The organism is Variovorax paradoxus, from assembly GCF_902712855.1.
Taxonomy (GTDB): Bacteria; Pseudomonadota; Gammaproteobacteria; order Burkholderiales; family Burkholderiaceae_C; genus Variovorax; species Variovorax paradoxus_Q.
Genome location: NZ_LR743507.1, coordinates 3,553,291 through 3,571,941, shown reverse-complemented (window position 1 = coordinate 3,571,941; position 18,651 = coordinate 3,553,291). Strand labels below are relative to the sequence as shown.

The following is an 18,651-nucleotide window of genomic DNA, read 5'->3' as shown; positions in this document are numbered from 1 at the left end:
GGTGCGTCTCCGGCCAAGGGTTTCGCGGCCTCAGGCCGCGAGCGCTTCCAGCTGGTCCGACAGGGCCAGCCAGCGTTCTTCGAGACGGCCGATTTCGTCGTTGAGCGCCTTCAGCCGCTTGCCGACCTCAGCGATCTCGGCGGGCGGCAGCGACTGCGCCAGCCGGGCCTCGAGCGCGGTGCGCTCCGTGCCGGCCGCGGCCAGGCGTTCGTCGATCTGGGCGATCTCGCGCTTGATCGGCTTGGCCTGGTCGTTGCGCTGCTGGCGCTCCTGCGCGTCCTGCTTGCGCTGTTGCGGCGCGGCGGGCGCTGCAACCGGGGCGGCCGCAGCCGCTGCCGCGGCGTCGGCGGCCTCGCGCACCGCGACCTTGGCTTCCTCGCGCAGGCGCTTGGCTTCGTCGAGCAGGTAGCGCTGGTAGTCGTCGAGGTCGCCGTCGAAGTCGCCGACCACGCCGCGGCCGACCAGCCAGAACTCGTCGCACACCGAGCGCAGCAGCGCACGGTCGTGGCTCACCAGCATCAGCGTGCCTTCGAATTCGTTGAGCGCCACTGCGAGGGCCTCGCGGGTGGCCAGGTCCAGGTGGTTGGTGGGCTCGTCGAGCAACAGCAGGTTGGGGCGCTGCCACACCATCATGGCGAGCACGAGGCGCGCCTTTTCGCCGCCGCTCATGGTGCCCACGGGCTGCTTGACCATGTCGCCGCTGAAGTTGAAGCTGCCAAGGAAGCCGCGCAGGGCCTGCTCGCCGGTGGCTTCCCTGGCGTTGCTGCCGAGTTCGCGCGCCATGCGCACCATGTGCTCGAGCGGGGTGTCCTGGGGGCGCAGCACGTCGAGTTCCTGCTGCGCGAAGTAGCCGATGTTCAGGCCCTTGCCTTCGGTCACCTGGCCGGCCAGCGCGCCCATCTCGCGTGCGATGGTCTTCACCAGCGTCGACTTGCCCTGGCCGTTGGCGCCCAGGATGCCGATGCGCTGGCCCGCCAGCACCGAGCGGCTGACGCCGCGCAGGATGGTCTTGGGTTCTTCGTTCTCCACCAGGTAGCCGAAGCTCGCATTGGCGATCGACAGCATCGGATTCGGGATGTTTCCCGGCTCCTTGAACTCGAAGGTGAAGTCGGCTTCCGCCAGCAGCGGCGCCACCTTCTCCATGCGCTCCAGCGCCTTGACCCGGCTCTGCGCCTGCTTGGCCTTGCTGGCCTTGGCCTTGAAGCGGTCGATGAACTTCTGCAGGTGGGCGATCTTGTCCTGCTGCTTGCTGAAGGCCTGCTGCTGCTGCTCCATCTGCAGCGCGCGCATGTCCTCGAACTTGCTGTAGTTGCCGCCGTAGCGCGTGAGCTGCGCGTTGACGATGTGCAGGGTGACGTCGGTCACGGCGTCGAGGAACTCGCGGTCGTGGCTGATGACGATCATGGTCCCGGCGTACTTCTGCAGCCAGGCTTCGAGCCAGACCAGCGCGTCCAGGTCCAGGTGGTTGGTCGGTTCGTCGAGCAGCAGCAGGTCGCTCGGGCACATCAGCGCGCGCGCCAGTTGCAGGCGCATGCGCCAGCCGCCGGAGAAGCTGTTGACGGGTTCCTCGAGTTCGTGCGACTTGAAGCCCAGACCGAGGATCAGCGCCTGCGCGCGCGGCACGGCGTCGTGCTCGCCGGCGTCGGCCAGGTCGGTGTAGGCGTGCGCCAGCTCCATCCCGATGTCGGCGTCGTCCGGGTTCTCGGCGTAGGCGGCCTCGATGGTCGCGAGCTTCTCGCGCAACTCGGCCAGGCGGGTGTCGCCGCCCACCACGAAGGCGGTGGCCGATTCGTCCGTTTCGGGCATGTTCTGCGCCACCTGGGCCATGCGCCACTGCCTGGGCACCGAGAAATCGCCGCCGTCTTCGTGCAGCGTGCCGTTGAGCAGGGCGAACAGGGTCGACTTGCCGGCGCCGTTGCGACCCACCAGGCCGACCTTCTCGCCGGGGTTGAGGATGACGGTGGCGCCGTCGAGCAGGACCTTGGCGCTGCGGCGAAGAATGACGTTTTTGAGAGTGATCATGAAAGAGGAACCGTAGGGGCGATTATCCCGCCCGGCCCATCCGGCTTGGCGAAAAGGGGCAAAGGCAGGGGGACATGGCCCGGAAACTGGAAATCGCAGCCAATGGCTGCGAGAAAGCGGCGGAAGAAGCGAAGCGGCCCGGCGGGTGCCGCTAACGCACGCCAGCGCCGGCCACGAGGGTGGCCATGGCGGCCAGGGCGTCCCGCGTCACGAGCAGGACCTGGTCCTCGCCTGCCGAGGTCTCGAGCCAGACCACCTCGAGCTGCGGGAAAGCCGCCTCGAAATGATCGCGCTCGTTGCCGATCTCGAGCACCAGCACCGCCCGTTCGCCCATTCGCGAAGGCGCATCGGCGAACAACCGTCGCACGAAATCCATGCCGTCGGCGCCACCGGCCAGCGCCAGTTCGGGCTCGGCGAGGTATTCGGCGGGCAGCGCTGCCATGCTCGCGCTGTTCACGTAGGGCGGGTTGCACAGCACCAGGTCGTAGGGGCCGGGCAGGTTCGCGAGACCGTCCGATTCGATCAGCTTCACACGCGCGTCCAGCGCGTGGCGCGTGACGTTGATGGCGGCGACTTCCAGGGCCTCGACCGACAGGTCGGCCGCGTCCACGCTGACCTCGGGGTAGGTCAGCGCAGCCAGCACCGCGAGGCTGCCGTTGCCGGTGCACAGGTCGAGCACGCGCTGCGTGTGCTCGCCCAGCCAGTAATCGATGCTGCCATCGGCGATCAGCTCGGCGATGAAGCTGCGCGGCACGATGGCGCGCTCGTCCACGTAGAACGACACGCCCTGCAGCCAGGCCTCCTTCGTGAGATAGGCGGCCGGCTTGCGCGTGGCGATGCGCTCGGCGACGAGCGCGTCGACCTTGCCGGCGTCGGCGGGCGAAACGGGCGTATCCGCCACGCCGTCCAGGTCGTCCAGCGGGAGCTTGAGGCGCCACAGCACGAGCCATGCCGCTTCGTCGAAGGCGTTGGCCGTGCCGTGCCCGAAAGCCACGCCGGCGTCTTCGAGCCGCTTCGCGCCGGCCTCGATGAGTTCGATGACGGTGCTCATGCGCCCACCGCAGCGAGCGATGCGTCCAGTTGCTTGAGCGTGCGCACGTAGATGTTCTTCAGGGTCTCGATCTCCGCCACGTCGATGTGCTCGTCGATCTTGTGGATGCTCGCGTTGACAGGGCCGAGTTCCACCACCTGGCTGCAGATCTTGGCGATGAAGCGCGCGTCACTGGTGCCGCCGCTGGTCGACAGCTCGGTCTCGATGCCTGTCTCCTCGCGGATCGCACCCTGCACGGCCGCGACGAGTTCGCCCGGCGTGGTCAGGAAGGGCAGGCCGCCGACGGTCCACGCCAGCGTGTAGTCGACCTGGTGCGCGTCGAGCACCGCGTGCACGCGCTGCTGCAGCGACTCAGGCGTGGACTCGGTCGAGAAGCGGAAGTTGAAATCGATCACCGCACTGCCCGGAATCACGTTGCTCGCGCCCGTGCCCGAGTGGAAGTTGCTGACCTGCCAGCTGGTCGGCTGGAACCAGGCGTTGCCCGCGTCCCAGCCGCCGGCCGTGTTGATGGCCACCAGTTCGGCCAGCGCGGGCGCCACCGAATGCACCGGGTTCTTTGCCAGGTGCGGGTAGGCGATGTGGCCCTGAACGCCCTTGACCGTGAGCTTGCCGCTCATGGTGCCGCGGCGGCCGTTCTTGATCATGTCGCCGCAGCGCTCGACGGCGGTCGGTTCGCCGACGATGCAGTAGTCGATCTTCTCGCCGCGGGCGGCCAGCGCATTGCACACGATGACGGTACCGTCCACGCCGGGCCCTTCCTCGTCGCTGGTGAGCAGCAGCGCGAGCGTGAGCTGCGGGTCGGGCACGGCCAGCAGGAACTCCTCGATCGAGACGACGAACGCCGCCACCGAGGTCTTCATGTCGCACGCGCCGCGGCCGTACAGCTTGCCGTCGCGGTGCGTGGGGGTGAACGGATGGCTGGTCCACTGCTCGACGGGACCGGTGGGCACCACGTCGGTGTGGCCGGCGAACACCAGGGTCTTGGTGGCCTTGCCGGAGGCGGGGCGGCGCACGGCCCAGAGGTTGGTCACGCGGAAGTCTGCCGGTCCGCTCTCGATGGTTTCCAGCGCGAAGCCCAGCTGCGACAGCCGCTCGCCCAGGATCTGCTGGCAGCCCGCGTCGTCAGGGGTGACGGACGGGCGCGAGATGAGTTGTTCGGCGAGCTGGAGCGTACGGGACATGGCAGGGAGTGGAGTAGGGCTCTTCCAGGAACGCCACGGAACCGGCCTTGCCGGCCCGCTGGCGTTGCCCCGGGGCAAGGGGCCGGCGGAGCCTGGGAGAAAGTCAGAATTTGACGTCGAGCGTGATGTCGGTGAAGGTGGGCTCGTCGAACTGGTCGGTCAGCTGGCGGTCGTCGACCTGCTGCTTGGGCGCGGCGCGGTTCTGCAGGCGCCACATCAGGTTGGTGGGCGAATCGGCCTGCGAGAGGCCTTCCTCGCGGCTCACGCGGTCTTCGGTGATGAGGCGGGCGATGTCTTCCTCGAAGGTCTGCGAGCCTTCGGCCATCGACTTTTCCATGGCCTCCTTGACGCCGGAGAAGTCGCCTTTCTCGATCAGCTCGGCCACCAGCGCGGTGTTGAGCATGACCTCGAACGCCGGCACGCGTGCGCCCACCGGCGTGCGCAGCAGCCGCTGCGACACGATGGCGCGCAGTGCGCCGCCCAGGTCGCCCAGCAGCGTGGGACGCACCTCGACGGGGTAGAAGCTCAGGATGCGGTTCAGTGCGCGGTAGCTGTTGTTGGCGTGCAGCGTGGCCACGCACAGGTGGCCCGACTGCGCGTACGCGATGGCGGCGGACATGGTGTCGCGGTCGCGGATCTCGCCGATCTGGATCACGTCGGGCGCCTGGCGCAGCGCGTTCTTCAGCGCCGTCTGCAGAGAGCCGGTGTCGCTGCCCACGTCGCGCTGGTTCACCACCGACTTCTTGTTGGTGTAGGTGAACTCGATCGGCTCCTCGACGGTGAGGATGTGGCCGCTGGCGTGCTCGTTGCGATAGTCGATCATCGAGGCCAGCGTGGTGGTCTTGCCGGCACCCGTGGCGCCCACCATCAGGATCAGCCCGCGCTTTTCCATGATGAGCGTCTTCAGGATGTCGGGCAGGTTCAGCTCCGCAAATCCCGGAATGGTCGCGGCGATGTGCCGCACCACCACCGCATAGGTGCCGCGCTGGCGCATGGCGCTGAGGCGGTAGTTGCCGGCGCCCTCCAGGGCGACGGCCATGTTGAGTTCGCCCGTGCTTTCCAGTTCCTGGATGCGTGCGGCGGGCACCACTTCGGACAGCAGCGCCAGCGGCGCGGAGGGCGGCAGCACCTGCGCATTGATGGGCACGCAGTTGCCGTTGATCCGGATGAGCACCGGGGAGTGTGCCGAGAGGTAGATGTCCGAGGCCTTGCGCTCGGCCATCAAACGAAGAATCCGCTCCATCATGTTCATCGGTCTCTCTCCTCGGGTGCTCTTTGAATCATTCTTGCGCCGCGCGCGGCCCCTGGTCTTCGCGGGTAATGCCGCGGAACCGGCTTTGCCGGGCCGCAGGCGTTGCCCCCAGCAAGGGGGTGTGCGAAGCGACGCGAAGTGCGCGCGGCATGGGGGGTATCAGGCTCAGTCGCGCAGCAGGTCGTTCAGGCTGGTCTTGGAGCGCGTCTGCGCGTCGACCGTCTTCACGATGACCGCGGCGTAGGTGCTGTAGTCCTGGCCCGACTTGGTCTTCTTGGGCAGGCTGCCGCTGATGACCACGCTGCCGGCCGGCACGCGGCCGTAGGAGATCTCGCCGGTGTCGCGGTTGAAGATCGGGGTGCTCTGGCCGAGGTACACGCCCATGCCGAGCACGGAGTTCTCTTCGACGATCACGCCTTCGACCACTTCCGAGCGTGCGCCGATGAAGCAGTTGTCCTCGATGATGGTCGGGTTGGCCTGCAGGGGCTCGAGCACGCCGCCCAGGCCCACGCCGCCCGACAGGTGCACGTTGGCGCCGACCTGCGCGCACGAACCCACGGTGGCCCAGGTGTCGACCATGGAGCCTTCGCCCACGTAGGCGCCGATGTTCACGTACGAGGGCATCAGGATCGCGCCCTTGGCGATGAAGCTGCCGCGGCGGGCCACGGCCGGCGGCACGATGCGCACGCCCGATTCCTTGAGCTCGTTGGCCGACAGGTGCGAGAACTTGGTCGGCACCTTGTCGTAGAAGCCGAGCGAGCCGGCCTGCATCTGCTCGTTGTCCTTCAGGCGGAACGACAGCAGCACGGCCTTCTTGACCCACTGGTGCACCGTCCACTGGCCGACGCCTTCGCGGGTGGCCACGCGCAGCTTGCCGTTGTTGAGCTCGGTGATCACGTGCTCGACGGCGTCGCGCACTTCGGCGGGCGCGGCGGAGACCGAGATGTTGGCGCGGTCTTCCCACGCGGCGTCGATGATTTGTTGCAGTTGCTGGGTCATGGAGAAAGTCTCGGGTGAAAAATGGGTGCGCCCCGATGGGGCGCGGGGACTGGGGCCGCGGAAGCCGTTACCTGCCGTCCTTGACGAAGCGGACGATGCGCCCGGCGGCCTCCACGCATTCGGCCGTCTCGGCCACCAGCGCCATTCGGATGCGGCCCCGGCCGGGGTTCGGGCTGTGGGAGGTGTCGCGCGCCAGATAGCTCCCCGGCAGGACCGTGACATTGTATTGAGCGTAGAGCGAACGGGCGAAGGCTTCGTCGTCGCCAGCCCACACTTCGGGCACGCCGGCCCAGAGGTAGAAACTGGCGTCGGGCAGGCGCACGTCGAGCACCGGCTCGAGCAGCGGCGTCACGGCCGCGAACTTGGCGCGGTACATGGCGCGGTTCTCGATCACGTGGGCCTCGTCGCCCCACGCGGCGATGCTGGCCGCGGCCACGGTGCCGCTCATGGCGCTGCCGTGGTAGGTGCGGTAGAGCAGGAATTTCTTGACGATCGCCGCGTCGCCGGCCACGAAGCCGCTGCGCAGGCCGGGCACGTTGCTGCGCTTGGACAGCGAGGTGAGCGCGATCAGGTTTTTGAAGTCGGGCCGGCCGAGCTTCACCGAAGCTTCCAGGCCGCTGAGCGGAGGCTCGTCGCGGAAGTAGATCTCGCTGTAGCACTCGTCGGCCGCGATCACGAAGCCGTGGCGGTCGGACAGCGCGAACAGCTTCTTCCACTCGTCCAGCGGCATCACGGCGCCGGTCGGGTTTCCCGGCGAACAAACGAACACGAGCTGCGTGCGGGCCCAGACGTCGTCGGGCACGCTGTCCCAGTCGACCGCGAAGTTGCGCGCGGGCACGCTCGGCACGTAATACGGCTCCGCGCCCGAGAGCAGGGCGGCGCCCTCGTAGATCTGATAGAACGGATTGGGCGAGATCACCACTGGCGCCGGCGAGACGGTCGGGTCGACCACGGTCTGCGCCAGCGAGAACAGCGCCTCGCGCGAGCCGTTGACCGGCAGCACCTGCGTGGCCGGGTCGAGCGCGAGGCGGTAGCGCGACTGGAGCCAGTCGGTGAAGGCGCTGCGCAGTTTGAGGTCGCCGGCGGTGGCCGGGTAGGCGGCCAGCGCGCCGAGGCTGGCGCTCAGGGCTTCCTTGATGAACGCGGGCGTCGCGTGCTTGGGCTCGCCGATGCCCAGGCTGATGGCAGGGAACTCGGGGTTGGGCGTGACGCCCGCGAACAGTTGCTTCAGCCGCTCGAAGGGATAGGGCTGCAACCTGGAGAGCAAGGGATTCATGCCCGGGATTATCGGCGACGGGGTGGCCGCTTCATGACGGGGCTCACGGCGCCGGCGACATCGCCTCGATCGTGCGCTCGACCAGCGCACGCAGCCGCGCAAGGCGCCGCAGGTCGCGGTGATAGCCCAGCCACACTTCGCGCCCCGGCGGCGGCTCGCCGAGGTCCACGCGGCCGATGCCGGGCGTGGCATCGCCCAATGCCACCGGTAGCACCGCGAGGCCGATGCCCTCGGCGCACAGGCGGGCTTGGGCCGAGCGGTTGTTGCTGCCGAAGGCGGTGCGGGCGTTCGGCAGCATGCGACGCAGCCACGCCACGTCGGGAAAGTCGCGGTAGGCGCTGTCGAGGGTGACGAGCGCGCTGCCCGCGCCGTCGCCGGCACGGGGATGCGGCTGGCCGGCGGCGGCATACAGCGCGTAGTCCATATGCAGCAGCTTGCGCTGGATGATGTACGGCTCCTCGAAGGGCTGGATGCGAAACACCAGGTCCGCTTCGCGGCGCGCGAGGTTCAGCAGGCGTGCGTCGGTCAGCAGCTCGATGCTCACGCGCGGGTGCTCGCGCAGGAAGCCCGCCAGGAGCGGCGAGAGCACGTGCACGCCGAACCAGTCGGACGACGACACGCGCAGCATGCCCTCGAGCTGTTGCCCGCTGCCCGCTAGCTCGCGCTGGAACGCCAGCGCTTGTTCCTCCATGCGCTCGGCATGCCCGAGCACCGATTCGCCTTCGGCCGTGAGCACGAAGCCGTCGCTGGTGCGCTGGAACAGCGTGAGCGACAGCGCGGCCTCGAGGGCCTTCAGGCGGCGGCCCATCGTCGGCTGCGACATGCCGGTCTGCCGCGCGGCGCCCATCAGCGTGCCGCTGCGGGCGATGGCAAGAAACACCCGAACGTCGCTCCATTCCATGCGAGTGGCCGGCGGTTCTTGGAGGGATTCATTCATTTATGAATGATACGACTGCAGTTTTGTCAATTTACTTGCAATTGTGTTGATTGAAGAATCGAGCCATTCATTCACCTTGCAAGGAAATCCAGCCATGACGAACTCTTCGACTTCTCCCCGCACCATGCGCGCCGCCGTCCTCGATGCCGCCGGCCAGCCCTTCCGCATCGCCCGGCTCGATCGCCCCGTGGCGGCTGCAGGCGAGGTGCTGGTTCGCATCCATGCCAGCGGCGTGAACCCGCTGGACACCAAGATCCGCGCCGGCCAGGCCGCCCACGCACAACAGCCGCTGCCCGCGGTTCTTGGCATGGACCTCGCGGGCGTGGTCGAGGCGGTCGGCCCCGGTGTGACGAAGTTCAGGCGCGGCGACGAGGTCTACGGCATGGCCGGCGGCATCGGCGGGCTGCAGGGCACGCTCGCCGACTACGCCGCGGTCGATGCCGACCTGCTCGCGCTGAAGCCGCACAACCTCGGCATGCGCGAAGCCGCGGGCTTGCCGCTGGTGTTCATCACCGCCTGGGAGGGCCTGGTGGACCGCGCGAAGACGCAGGCCGGCCAGAAGGTGCTGGTGCACGGCGGCGCGGGAGGCGTCGGGCACATGGCCGTGCAGCTGGCGGTGTCGCTGGGTGCGGAGGTGTTCGCCACCGGCGCGCCGTCGCATGCCGACACGATCCGCCGCTTCGGCGCCACGCCCATCGACTACACGGCCACGACGGTCGACGAGTACGTCGCGCGATACACCGCGGGCGAAGGCTTCGACGTGGTCTACGACACCGTCGGCGGCGCCGTGCTCGATGCCTCCTTCTCGGCCGCGCGCCGCTACGGCGGCCATGTGGTCAGTTGCCTGGGCTGGGGCACCCACAAGCTGGCGCCGCTGTCGTTCCGCGCGGCGACCTACTCGGGCGTGTTCACGCTGCTGCCGATGATCACCGGCCGAGGCCGCGCCCATCACGGAGAGATCCTCGAGGCGGCCACCCGGCTCGCCGAGGCCGGGCGGCTCGCGCCGCTGATGGATGCGCGCCGCTTCAGCCTGGAGGAGGCCACTTCGGCCCATGAGGCCGTCGAAGCCGGCACGGCCCGGGGCCGCGTCGTGGTCGGCGTGTCGGCCTGAACACGGCGCAGGCGCTGCGCCGGTTCAGCATGTCGGATGGTTGAACTGGCCGATCATGTTGGCGAAGTTCTGGTTGTAGCGGTTGGCGGAGTTCACGATGCTCGAACTGCGCATGTGCGCCGGCAGGCGCGCCATGGCGCCGGTTTCCTTGCGTTTGAACACGCCGTCCTTGATGTCCTTGACCATCGAGCGCGACTGGCCGATGAACTCGTTGATCTGCAGCATGCCGCCGTCGCAGCGAGCGCCGCTCTTGGCCGACTGCTCGCTCATCGTCCGGCTCCAGCCGGCGGCCGAATCGGCCACCAGCGCCAGCGAGGCCTCGAACGCGGCGAGCGCCTGCGGGTCGTTGGGCGATTCGAAGAGGGCGTTGGCGTCGTTGTGGTTGAGCTTGCCGTGGTAGATCAGGCCGGCGCGGTAGTAGGCGGCGGAGTCCTTCGGCGCCTTCTCGAAGGCTTCCCTGGTCAGCGCCTGGTCGCGCGCGCTCAGGCCGTCGTCGAACGCAGCTTCGGCCGTGGCAACGCCGGTGAGCGCGGCCAGATAGTCCTTGTTCAGCCGGCGCGCCTTGTCGCCGTTGTCTGCGAGATAGCCCTTCGAATTCGCGTAGTCGTTCAGTTCGCGGCTCAGCGGCGACAACACCTTGAGCGCGGCCGAAAACGCCTGGGCCGAGGCGTCGATCTCGGGCAGCGGCGCGGCAATGGCCGCGGCAGCGTCGAGCTTCTTGGCCGAGCGGTCGATGAGGATGTCGTTCTGGATGCGCAGGCTGGTCAGCGGCGCCTTGGCCTCGAGCAGCGGCACCTGCTGCGCCACGTACTCCGCGCGCGCCTGCTGGAAAGAGGTGCGCAGGTTGTTCGAGACATCGACGTAGGTGTTGTACTTCTCGACCCGTTGCTGCTCTTCGGCAGCCTGGTCCGGCTTCGCCTGCGAGGCTGGCGATGCCTGCTGCGCACCACCCGGTTTGTCGCTGTCGCCACAACCGGCAAGGAGCGCCGAAGCGGTGACGAATGTGGCTCCCAGGAACGTCCAATATTTCATTTTTACTTTTCCTCCATCTAAGAAATGCGCAGGCAGGCCGCAACCGGCTTGCCGGGAAACCGTCGGGGCCGCGAGGCCTCGGGGAAACATTGGGGAGACAGCCGCGCTGCGGCCGTCGACAGGCGCGGCTCGCTCAGGCCGCGCTGCGGCGATAGAACGCCAGCGAGCCGGCCAGCGCCAGCAGCATGCCGCCGCAGGCGCGGTCGATCCAGCGCGTGGCCGACACCGTGAGCAGGCGGATCGCACGCGCGCCGACGAAGGCGTACGCGAGCATCACCGCCATGTCGAGCCCGGCGAAGATCAGTGCGATCACGATGTACTGCGGCGCCTGCGCGGCAGACGGGTCGATGAACTGCGGCAGCAGCGCCGAGCAGAAGATGTAGCCCTTGGGGTTGGTCACCGCCACCAGGAACGATTTGAAGAAGATCCGCCGGCTTTCGTGCGTGGCGACCGAAGGCGCTGCATCGGCCGCCGGCAGCTGCAAGCCGCCCTTCGAGCGCAGCATGCGCAGGCCCAGCCACGCCAGGTACGCCGCGCCGACCCATTTCAGCATCGAGAACCAGAACTCCGATGCGGCCAGCAGCGCGCCCAGGCCGAGTGCCACGGCGCCGACCAGCACGAAGTCGGACAGCACCGCGCCGAGCATGCCAGGCAGCGCGCGGCGCACGCCGTGGCGCGAACCGTTGCTCAGCGCCAGCAGCACCGTGGGGCCGGGCGTGGCGATGGCGGCGAAGGCCACGATGGCGAAGAGCAGGGCGGTGGCGAGCGTCATCGGGCGTGCTCCGTGGCCGTCAGATCTTCTTGACCAGCACCTGGCTCTTGCGGTCCCAGTTGTACTTGCGCTTGCGCGCCTCGGGGAGCCAGTCGGGGTTGACCTGCTGGAAGCCGCGCTTGAGGAACCAGTGCATGGTGCGGGTGGTGAGAACGAAGATGCTGTCCAGGCCCATGGCCTTGGCGCGGTGCTCGATGCGCTTGAGGATGCGTTCGCCGTCGCCCTGAGACTGCGACTGCGGCGACACCGTGAGCGCGGCCATCTCGGCGGTGCGCGCCTCGGGGTAGGGATAGAGGGCCGCGCAGCCGAAGATCACGCCGTCGTGCTCGATCACCGTGTAGTGGCCCACGTCGCGTTCGATCTCGGTGCGGTCGCGCTTCACCAGGGTGCCGTCGCGCTCGAAGGGCTCGATCAGTTGCAGGATGCCGCCGATGTCGTCCACCGAGGCTTCGCGCAGGCTCTCCAGCTTCTCGTCGATCACCATGGTGCCCACGCCGTCGTGCACGTACACCTCCAGCAGAAGCGAACCGTCGAGCGCGAAGGGCAGGATGTGGTTGCGCTCCACGCCGGCCTTGCAGGCCTTCACGCAGTGCTGCAGGTAGAAGGCCGTGTCCGTCGGCTTCTGCGCGGGCGGCAGCGAAGCCAGCAGCTTCTCGGCGGCGTCCAGCGGCAGCTCGGTGTCGATCGGGTTGTCTTCGCTCTCGGGCAGTTCGCTGTCCATGCGGATGCCCGGGATCTCGGTGAGGAAGATCAGCTTGTCGGCCTGCAGCGAGATGGCGACGCTGGTCGCGACCTCTTCCATCGTCAGGTTGAAGGCTTCGCCGGTGGGCGAGAAGCCGAACGGCGACATCAGCACCATGGCGCCGAAGTCGAGCGTGCGGCGGATGCCGGCCGCGTCGACCTTGCGCACCAGGCCCGAGTGCTTGAAGTCGACGCCGTCGACCACGCCCACCGGGCGTGCAGTGATGAAGTTGCCCGAGATGATGCGCACCGTGGAACCCGCCATCGGCGTGTTGGGAAGGCCCTGGCTGAATGCGGCCTCGATCTCGTAGCGAAGCTGGCCGGCAGCCTCCTGCGCGGAGTCGAGCGCCACCTCGTCGGTGATGCGGATGCCGTGCGAATACTTCGCCTCGTGGCCCTTGGCCGCGAGCTGCTCGTTGACCTGCGGACGGAAGCCGTGAACCAGCACGATCTTGACGCCCATGCTCTGGATCAGCGCCAGGTCCTGCGCGATGTTTTGAAGCTTGCCTGCCGCGATCGCCTCACCCGCGAGCGCGACCACGAAAGTCTTACCGCGGTGCGTGTGGATGTAGGGCGCAACCGAGCGGAACCACGGCACGAAGGTGAAATTGAAGACGGTGGACATGGGGCGTGATTGTGCATTCATGCGACGACGCGTGCCTGACCCCGCCGGTGCGCGGCAGCCGCTGTGCCGCGCACCGATAATCGGCGGTTCGCCCGCCGCGACAGCCAGAAGACTGCCTTCCCTTGACGACCACGACCCCCTCCGCACCCTCCACGCCGCTGCGCATCGAGTTTCCTGAATCGCTCCCTGTGTCCGCCAGGCGCGACGAAATCATGGACGCCATCGCGGCCCATCAGGTCGTGATCGTCTGCGGGGAGACCGGTTCGGGCAAGACCACGCAGCTGCCGAAGATCGCGCTCGCGCTGGGCCGCGGCAAGCTCAACGCCGAGCCGGGCAAGGGCCGCCTCATCGGCCACACGCAACCGCGCCGCATCGCCGCGAGCTCGGTCGCCAAGCGCATCGCCGAGGAGCTGAAGACGCCGCTGGGCGACGTGGTCGGCTTCAAGGTGCGCTTCCAGGACCGCCTGAGCCGCGATGCATCCGTCAAGCTCATGACGGACGGCATCCTGCTGGCCGAGACGCAGACCGATCCGCTGCTGAAGGCCTACGACACGCTCATCATCGACGAGGCCCACGAGCGCTCGCTGAACATCGATTTCCTGCTGGGCTACCTGCGAGAAATCCTGCCGCGCCGGCCCGACCTGAAGGTGATCGTCACCTCGGCCACCATCGACGCCGATCGCTTCGCGCAGCATTTCGCCTCGGCCAGGGGGCCGGCGCCGACCATCTTCGTGTCGGGCCGCACCTACCCGGTCGAGCAGCGCTACCGTCCCTTCGAGGAGTCGCGCGAGCACGACCTGAACGACGCCATCGCCGACGCGGTCGACGAACTCTGGCGCGACCCGCACAACGCGGGCGACATCCTGGTCTTCCTGCCCGGCGAGCGCGAGATCCGCGAGGCCGCCGACCACCTGCGCCGCCACGTCAACCACCAGCCGCTGTTCCGCAGCGCCGAGGTGCTGCCGCTGTTCGCGCGGCTCTCCGGCCCGGAGCAGGACCGCATCTTCGAAAGCCACAACGGCCGGCGCATCGTGCTGGCCACCAACGTGGCCGAGACCTCGCTCACCGTGCCGGGCATCCGCTACGTGATCGATACCGGCACCGCGCGCGTGAAGCGCTACAGCTTCCGCAGCAAGGTCGAGCAGCTGCTGGTCGAGCCGATCAGCCAGGCGGCGGCCAACCAGCGCGCCGGCAGGTGCGGGCGCGTGGCGAACGGCATCTGCATCCGGCTGTACGGCGAGAAGGACTTCGAAGGGCGTCCGCGCTTCACCGACCCCGAAATCCTGCGCTCGTCGCTGGCGGGCGTGATCCTGCGCATGAAGTCGCTGCGCCTGGGCGATGTGGCGCGCTTTCCGTTCCTCGAGGCGCCGTCGCCGCGCGCCATTGCCGACGGCTACCAGCTGCTCAATGAGCTCGGCGCGGTCGACGACGCCAACGAGCTCACGCAGACCGGCGCCGAGCTGTCGAGGCTGCCGCTGGACCCGCGCGTCGGCCGCATGATTCTGGAGGCCCGCGCGCGCGGCGCGCTCGAGGAGGTGCTCGTCATCGCGTCGGCGCTCAGCGTGCAGGACGTGCGCGACCGTCCGATGGAAGCGCAGCAGCAGGCCGACCAGGCGCATTCGAAATTCGACGACGAGAAGAGCGAGTTCAGCGGCTACCTGCGGCTCTGGAAATGGATCGCCGACGCGCGCGGCGGCCACGGGGACACGCACAAGCTCAGCAACCGCCAGTACGAACAGCTGCTGCGGCAGAACTTCATCAACATTCGTCGCGTGCGCGAGTGGCGCGACATCCATTCGCAACTGCTCACGGTGGTCACCGAGCACAAGTGGCGCATCAATTCGGAGCCTGCGGGCTACGAGCCGCTGCACCTGTCGATGCTGTCAGGCCTGCTCGGCAACATCGGCTGGAAACTCGAAGACGACGAGGCCTACCTCGGCGCGCGCGGCATCAAGTTCTACAAGCATCCCGGCGCGCACCTGAAGAAGAAGCCCGGCCGCTGGATCGTCGCGGCCGAACTGGTCGAGACCACGCGGCTGTTCGGGCGCGGCGTGGCCAACATCGAGCCGCAGTGGCTCGAGCAGGTAGCCGGCCATCTGCTGAAGAAGCAGTTGCTCGATCCGCACTGGGAGAAGAAGGGCGCCCAGGTGTCGGCGCTGGAGCGCGCCACGCTCTACGGGCTGGTGGTGTACAGCGGGCGGCGCGTCGACTTCACGCGCGTCGATCCGGTGGCGGCGCGCGAGATCTTCATCCGCGAGGCGCTCGTCGGCGGGCAGTGGGAGACGAAGTTCGCGTTCCTGCAGGCCAACCGGAAGCTGGTGCGCGAGGTCGAGGGGCTGGAGCACAAGTCGCGCCGGCAGGACGTGCTGGTCGACGACGAGCTGATCTTCGCCTTCTACGACGCGCAGCTGCCTGCCGACGTGGCCAGCGGCATCAGCTTCGAGAGCTGGTACCGGCAGGCCTCGAAGGAGCAGCCGCGCCTGCTGTTCCTCACGCGTGACGAGCTGATGCGCCACCAGGCCGCCGGCATCACGACGCAGTCCTTCCCGCCGACGCTGCGGCTGGGCGGCGTCGATTGCGCCGCCACCTACCTGCACGAGCCCGGCGACGCGAAGGACGGCCTGACCGTGAGCGTGCCGCTGTTCGTGCTGAACCAGGTGAGCGAGGAGCGCTGCGAGTGGCTGGTGACGGGCATGCTGAAGGACAAGATCCAGGCGCTGCTCAAGAGCCTGCCGCAGCGTCCGCGTTCGCGGCTGGTGCCGCTGCCCGAGTCGGCGTCGAAGCTGGCCGAAGAGCTGTCGGCGCCCGAGCTGTTCGGCAGCGGCTCGCTGACCGACGTGCTGCTCAAGCGCGTGCGCGACATGACCAGCATCGACGTGAAGCGCGCCGACTTCAAGCTCGACATGCTGCCGCCGCACCTGTTCATGAACCTGCGCGTGGTCGACGAGCATGGCCGCCAGCTGGGCATGGGTCGCAATCTCGGTGCGCTGAAGGCCGAATTGGGCGCACAGGCGCGCGGCGCCTTCCAGGCGCTGGCGGGGTTGAACGTCAAAGCTGCGCCGGAGAAAAAGGCCGACGCGTCGGACGAGCGTGCCAGGACGCCGTCGACGGCGGCACCCGCGCCTGCGCCCGCTGCGCTGCCGGCCGGCCAGCGCTACACGGCATGGACCTTCGGCGAGTTGCCCGAGCTGATGGAGGTGCGGCGCGGTTCGCAGTTGCTCATCGGTTTCCCGGCGCTGCGCGACGAAGGCGATGCGGTGACCATCGAGGTGTTCGACGAGCCCGCCGTGGCGGCAGCGAAGCACCGCGCCGGCCTGCGCCGCCTGTTCGCGCTGCAGCTGAAGGACGCGCTGAAGTACCTCGAGAAGAACATCCCCGACCTGCAGAAGATGTCGGTGGCCTACATGCCGCTGGGCACTTCCGAGGAACTGCGCACGCAGATCATCGACGTGGCGATCGACCGCGCCTTCCTGCAGGAGCCGCTGCCCACCGACGAGTTCGCCTTCAAGAAGCGGCTCGAGGAGGGCCGCGGCCGGCTCACGCTCATCGCCAACGAGGTGGCGCGGCTGGCCGGCACCATCCTCGTCGAGTACGCCGCGGCGGCGCGCAAGATCAAGGACACCAAGATCCAGCCCGACGCGGTGCAGGACGCCGCGCAGCAACTGCAGCGCCTTGTCGGCAAGCGCTTTATTGCCGATGCACCCTGGACGCAGCTGCAGCACTTCGCGCGCTACCTGAAGGCCATCGTGCTGCGCCTGGACAAGCTGCGCGCCGACCCTGCACGCGACGCCGCCAAGCTGGTCGAACTGAAGCCCCAGGACCAGCGCTACTGGCGACTGGTGGCGGAGCGCAAGGGCGTGGTGGACGACCGCATGCTCGAGTTCCGCTGGCTGCTGGAGGAACTGCGCGTGAGCTTCTTCGCGCAGGAACTGCGCACGCCGCAGCCGGTGAGCGTGAAGCGGCTCGACAAGGCGTGGGCGCAGCTTCAGGCCTGAGCAAGGGGGCGCCGCAGACGAAAAAAAGCCCGCTTGCGCGGGCTTCTTTCATTTAGCGTTCCGGCCAAGGTGCGGGCTATATGCGTCCCATGAGCACGAGGATCACGACGATCAGCACGATCAGGCCGACGCCGCCGCTGGGACCGTAGCCCCACGACCGGCTGTAGCCCCAGCTGGGCAATGCGCCGATCAGTATCAAGATCAGGATGATCAGCAGAATGAACGAGAGCGACATGTTTTCTCCAGGGCAGTGGTTGTGATGAGCTTTCATGCTCCTCCCGCCATGTCGAATGGATCGCCGGAGAGCCGCCCCTTCGGCGGTCAGTGAACGTCCTACCGCGGGCGTCGCCGCTGCGGCCACCAGCCGTCGGCGCACGCCCCGCAGGCACTATCGAATGAGTGCCGCGAGCTTCATATTCAGAGCTTGGCCAGCCGGTCGAGCGCTGCCAGCAGGGTCTCGTCCTTCTTGGCGAAGCAGAAGCGCACCACGCGCTGGTCGAAGCCGTTGCCGTAGAAGGCCGACAGCGGAATGGCGGCCACGCCGATCTCGCTGGTGAGCCACAGGCAGAAATCGGCTTCCGACAGGTCGCTCACCGCCGAGATGTCGACGCACTGGAAGTAGCTGCCCTCGCTGCGCAACAGCCTGAAGCGCGTCTTTTCGGCCAGGCCGGCGGCGAACAGGTCGCGCTTGCGCTGGTAGAACGCCGGCAGTTCCAGGTACGGCTTCGGCTCGGCCATGTACTGGGCGAGCGCGTGCTGCATGGGTGTGTTCACCGTGAACACGTTGAACTGGTGCACCTTGCGGAATTCGGCCATCAGCGGTGCCGGCGCCGCCACGTAGCCGACCTTCCATCCGGTGACGTGGTAGGTCTTGCCGAAGCTGCTCACGATGAAGCTGCGCGCCGCCAGGCCAGGGAAGCGGGCCACGCTTTCGTGGCGGGCGCTGTCGAACACCATGTGCTCGTAGACCTCGTCGCTGATCACGAACACGTCCGTCGGCGCGAGCAGTTCCTCGAGCTGGCGCATCTCGGCCTCGGTCCAGACCGTGGCGCTCGGGTTGTGCGGCGTGTTGATGATGATGGCGCGCGTGCGCGGCGTGAGCGCGGCGGCGATCTTGCCGAAGTCGGGCCGGAAGGTGCCGGGCACCAGCGGCACGCGCACCACGCTGCCGCCGGCCAGCTCGATGTTGGGCACGTAGCTGTCGTAGCAGGGCTCCAGCACGATCACCTCGTCGCCCGGGCGCACCACCGCGAGGATGGCCGTGATGATGGCCTGCGTGGCACCGGCGGTCACCGTGATTTCGGTGGCCGCGCTGTAGCTGTGGCCGTACATCGCCGAGAGCTTGGCCGCGATCGCATCGCGCAGCGCCGGGATGCCGGGCATCGGCGGATACTGGTTGTGGCCCGCGGCCATGGCCGCCGTGACGTCCTCGAGCAGCTTCGGATCGCAGTTGAAATCCGGAAAGCCCTGGCCCAGGTTGACCGCGCTCTTCTCGGCGGCCAGCGCCGACATGACGGTGAAGATGGTGGTGCCCACGGAGGGCAGCTTGGTGCCGACGTCGGGCGTGCGTGGGGAGGTGCTCATGATGTACGTGATTTCTTCAACGGTTGGTCCACATTCCACTTGCTCGTCGCTGCCCTTTCCAGAAGCACCGCGG

Annotated in this window: 14 protein-coding genes; 2 read left to right on the top strand and 12 right to left on the bottom strand. The window is 68.1% G+C overall.

Annotated elements, in window-relative coordinates:
- Nucleotides 1-30: 30 nt before the first annotated feature.
- The 7 genes from AACL56_RS16300 to AACL56_RS16270 form a co-directional block, all read right to left on the bottom strand.
- Complete coding sequence (locus tag AACL56_RS16300; protein WP_339090853.1) at nt 31-2,022, bottom strand: ABC-F family ATP-binding cassette domain-containing protein; 1,992 nt, start codon at nt 2,020-2,022, stop codon at nt 31-33.
- 151 nt (nt 2,023-2,173) lie between these two features.
- Entirely contained in the window at nt 2,174-3,073 is a 900-nt protein-coding gene (prmB, locus tag AACL56_RS16295; RefSeq protein WP_339090851.1) for a 50S ribosomal protein L3 N(5)-glutamine methyltransferase, read from the bottom strand.
- Nucleotides 3,070-4,254: a succinyl-diaminopimelate desuccinylase gene (dapE, locus tag AACL56_RS16290; RefSeq protein WP_339090850.1), complete on the bottom strand. Its 1,185-nt coding sequence runs from the start codon at nt 4,252-4,254 to the stop codon at nt 3,070-3,072. The genes prmB and dapE overlap by 4 nt, the downstream gene beginning before the upstream one ends.
- A gap of 103 nt (nt 4,255-4,357) precedes the next feature.
- Complete coding sequence (locus AACL56_RS16285) at nt 4,358-5,506, bottom strand: PilT/PilU family type 4a pilus ATPase (protein ID WP_339090849.1); 1,149 nt, start codon at nt 5,504-5,506, stop codon at nt 4,358-4,360.
- Between the two features lie 165 nt (nt 5,507-5,671).
- Nucleotides 5,672-6,505: a 2,3,4,5-tetrahydropyridine-2,6-dicarboxylate N-succinyltransferase gene (gene dapD, locus AACL56_RS16280; RefSeq protein ID WP_339090848.1), complete on the bottom strand. Its 834-nt coding sequence runs from the start codon at nt 6,503-6,505 to the stop codon at nt 5,672-5,674.
- Between the two features lie 67 nt (nt 6,506-6,572).
- The gene (gene dapC / locus AACL56_RS16275) at nt 6,573-7,781 is read right to left on the bottom strand and encodes a succinyldiaminopimelate transaminase (RefSeq protein WP_339090847.1); all 1,209 of its coding nucleotides are present in this window, start codon (nt 7,779-7,781) and stop codon (nt 6,573-6,575) included.
- Between the two features lie 43 nt (nt 7,782-7,824).
- A complete protein-coding gene (locus AACL56_RS16270; RefSeq protein WP_339090846.1) occupies nt 7,825-8,718 on the bottom strand; it encodes a LysR family transcriptional regulator in 894 nt (297 codons plus the stop codon).
- Nucleotides 8,719-8,812: 94 nt separating this feature from the next.
- Here AACL56_RS16270 and AACL56_RS16265 point away from each other — a divergent pair, with 94 nt between their 5' ends.
- Nucleotides 8,813-9,829: a zinc-dependent alcohol dehydrogenase family protein gene (locus tag AACL56_RS16265; RefSeq protein ID WP_339090845.1), complete on the top strand. Its 1,017-nt coding sequence runs from the start codon at nt 8,813-8,815 to the stop codon at nt 9,827-9,829.
- A gap of 24 nt (nt 9,830-9,853) precedes the next feature.
- Here AACL56_RS16265 and AACL56_RS16260 read toward each other — a convergent pair whose 3' ends face one another.
- From AACL56_RS16260 to argA, 3 genes are all read right to left on the bottom strand, one after another.
- Nucleotides 9,854-10,861 carry a DUF3829 domain-containing protein gene (locus AACL56_RS16260; protein WP_339090844.1) on the bottom strand — a complete coding sequence of 336 codons (1,008 nt, stop codon included), beginning with the start codon at nt 10,859-10,861 and terminating at the stop codon, nt 9,854-9,856.
- Between the two features lie 133 nt (nt 10,862-10,994).
- Nucleotides 10,995-11,633: a LysE family translocator gene (locus AACL56_RS16255; RefSeq protein WP_339090843.1), complete on the bottom strand. Its 639-nt coding sequence runs from the start codon at nt 11,631-11,633 to the stop codon at nt 10,995-10,997.
- A 19-nt stretch (nt 11,634-11,652) separates the two neighbouring features.
- Complete coding sequence (argA, locus tag AACL56_RS16250) at nt 11,653-12,999, bottom strand: amino-acid N-acetyltransferase (RefSeq protein WP_339090842.1); 1,347 nt, start codon at nt 12,997-12,999, stop codon at nt 11,653-11,655.
- A gap of 212 nt (nt 13,000-13,211) precedes the next feature.
- Here argA and hrpA point away from each other — a divergent pair, with 212 nt between their 5' ends.
- Nucleotides 13,212-16,994 carry an ATP-dependent RNA helicase HrpA gene (gene hrpA / locus AACL56_RS16245; RefSeq protein ID WP_425337062.1) on the top strand — a complete coding sequence of 1,261 codons (3,783 nt, stop codon included), beginning with the start codon at nt 13,212-13,214 and terminating at the stop codon, nt 16,992-16,994.
- A gap of 76 nt (nt 16,995-17,070) precedes the next feature.
- Here hrpA and AACL56_RS16240 read toward each other — a convergent pair whose 3' ends face one another.
- Complete coding sequence (locus AACL56_RS16240) at nt 17,071-17,229, bottom strand: DUF3309 family protein (RefSeq protein WP_198082692.1); 159 nt, start codon at nt 17,227-17,229, stop codon at nt 17,071-17,073.
- A 182-nt stretch (nt 17,230-17,411) separates the two neighbouring features.
- On the bottom strand, nt 17,412-18,578 hold the full coding sequence (locus tag AACL56_RS16235) for a pyridoxal phosphate-dependent aminotransferase (protein WP_339090840.1): 1,167 nt from the start codon (nt 18,576-18,578) through the stop codon (nt 17,412-17,414).
- Between the last annotated feature and the right edge of the window lie 73 nt (nt 18,579-18,651).

Excerpts from the sequence above, each read along its gene's own strand:
- dapE (WP_339090850.1), bottom strand. The coding sequence starts at position 4,254 with ATGTCCCGTACGCTCCAGCTCGCCGAACAACTCATCTCGCGCCCGTCC.
- hrpA (WP_425337062.1), top strand. The coding sequence starts at position 13,212 with ATGGACGCCATCGCGGCCCATCAGGTCGTGATCGTCTGCGGGGAGACC.
- argA (WP_339090842.1), bottom strand. The coding sequence starts at position 12,999 with ATGTCCACCGTCTTCAATTTCACCTTCGTGCCGTGGTTCCGCTCGGTT.
- AACL56_RS16300 (WP_339090853.1), bottom strand. The coding sequence starts at position 2,022 with ATGATCACTCTCAAAAACGTCATTCTTCGCCGCAGCGCCAAGGTCCTG.
- AACL56_RS16255 (WP_339090843.1), bottom strand. The coding sequence starts at position 11,633 with ATGACGCTCGCCACCGCCCTGCTCTTCGCCATCGTGGCCTTCGCCGCC.
- dapC (WP_339090847.1), bottom strand. The coding sequence starts at position 7,781 with ATGAATCCCTTGCTCTCCAGGTTGCAGCCCTATCCCTTCGAGCGGCTG.
- AACL56_RS16240 (WP_198082692.1), bottom strand. The coding sequence starts at position 17,229 with ATGTCGCTCTCGTTCATTCTGCTGATCATCCTGATCTTGATACTGATC.
- AACL56_RS16260 (WP_339090844.1), bottom strand. The coding sequence starts at position 10,861 with ATGAAATATTGGACGTTCCTGGGAGCCACATTCGTCACCGCTTCGGCG.
- AACL56_RS16270 (WP_339090846.1), bottom strand. The coding sequence starts at position 8,718 with ATGAATGAATCCCTCCAAGAACCGCCGGCCACTCGCATGGAATGGAGC.
- AACL56_RS16265 (WP_339090845.1), top strand. The coding sequence starts at position 8,813 with ATGACGAACTCTTCGACTTCTCCCCGCACCATGCGCGCCGCCGTCCTC.
- AACL56_RS16285 (WP_339090849.1), bottom strand. The coding sequence starts at position 5,506 with ATGAACATGATGGAGCGGATTCTTCGTTTGATGGCCGAGCGCAAGGCC.
- prmB (WP_339090851.1), bottom strand. The coding sequence starts at position 3,073 with ATGAGCACCGTCATCGAACTCATCGAGGCCGGCGCGAAGCGGCTCGAA.
- dapD (WP_339090848.1), bottom strand. The coding sequence starts at position 6,505 with ATGACCCAGCAACTGCAACAAATCATCGACGCCGCGTGGGAAGACCGC.
- AACL56_RS16235 (WP_339090840.1), bottom strand. The coding sequence starts at position 18,578 with ATGAGCACCTCCCCACGCACGCCCGACGTCGGCACCAAGCTGCCCTCC.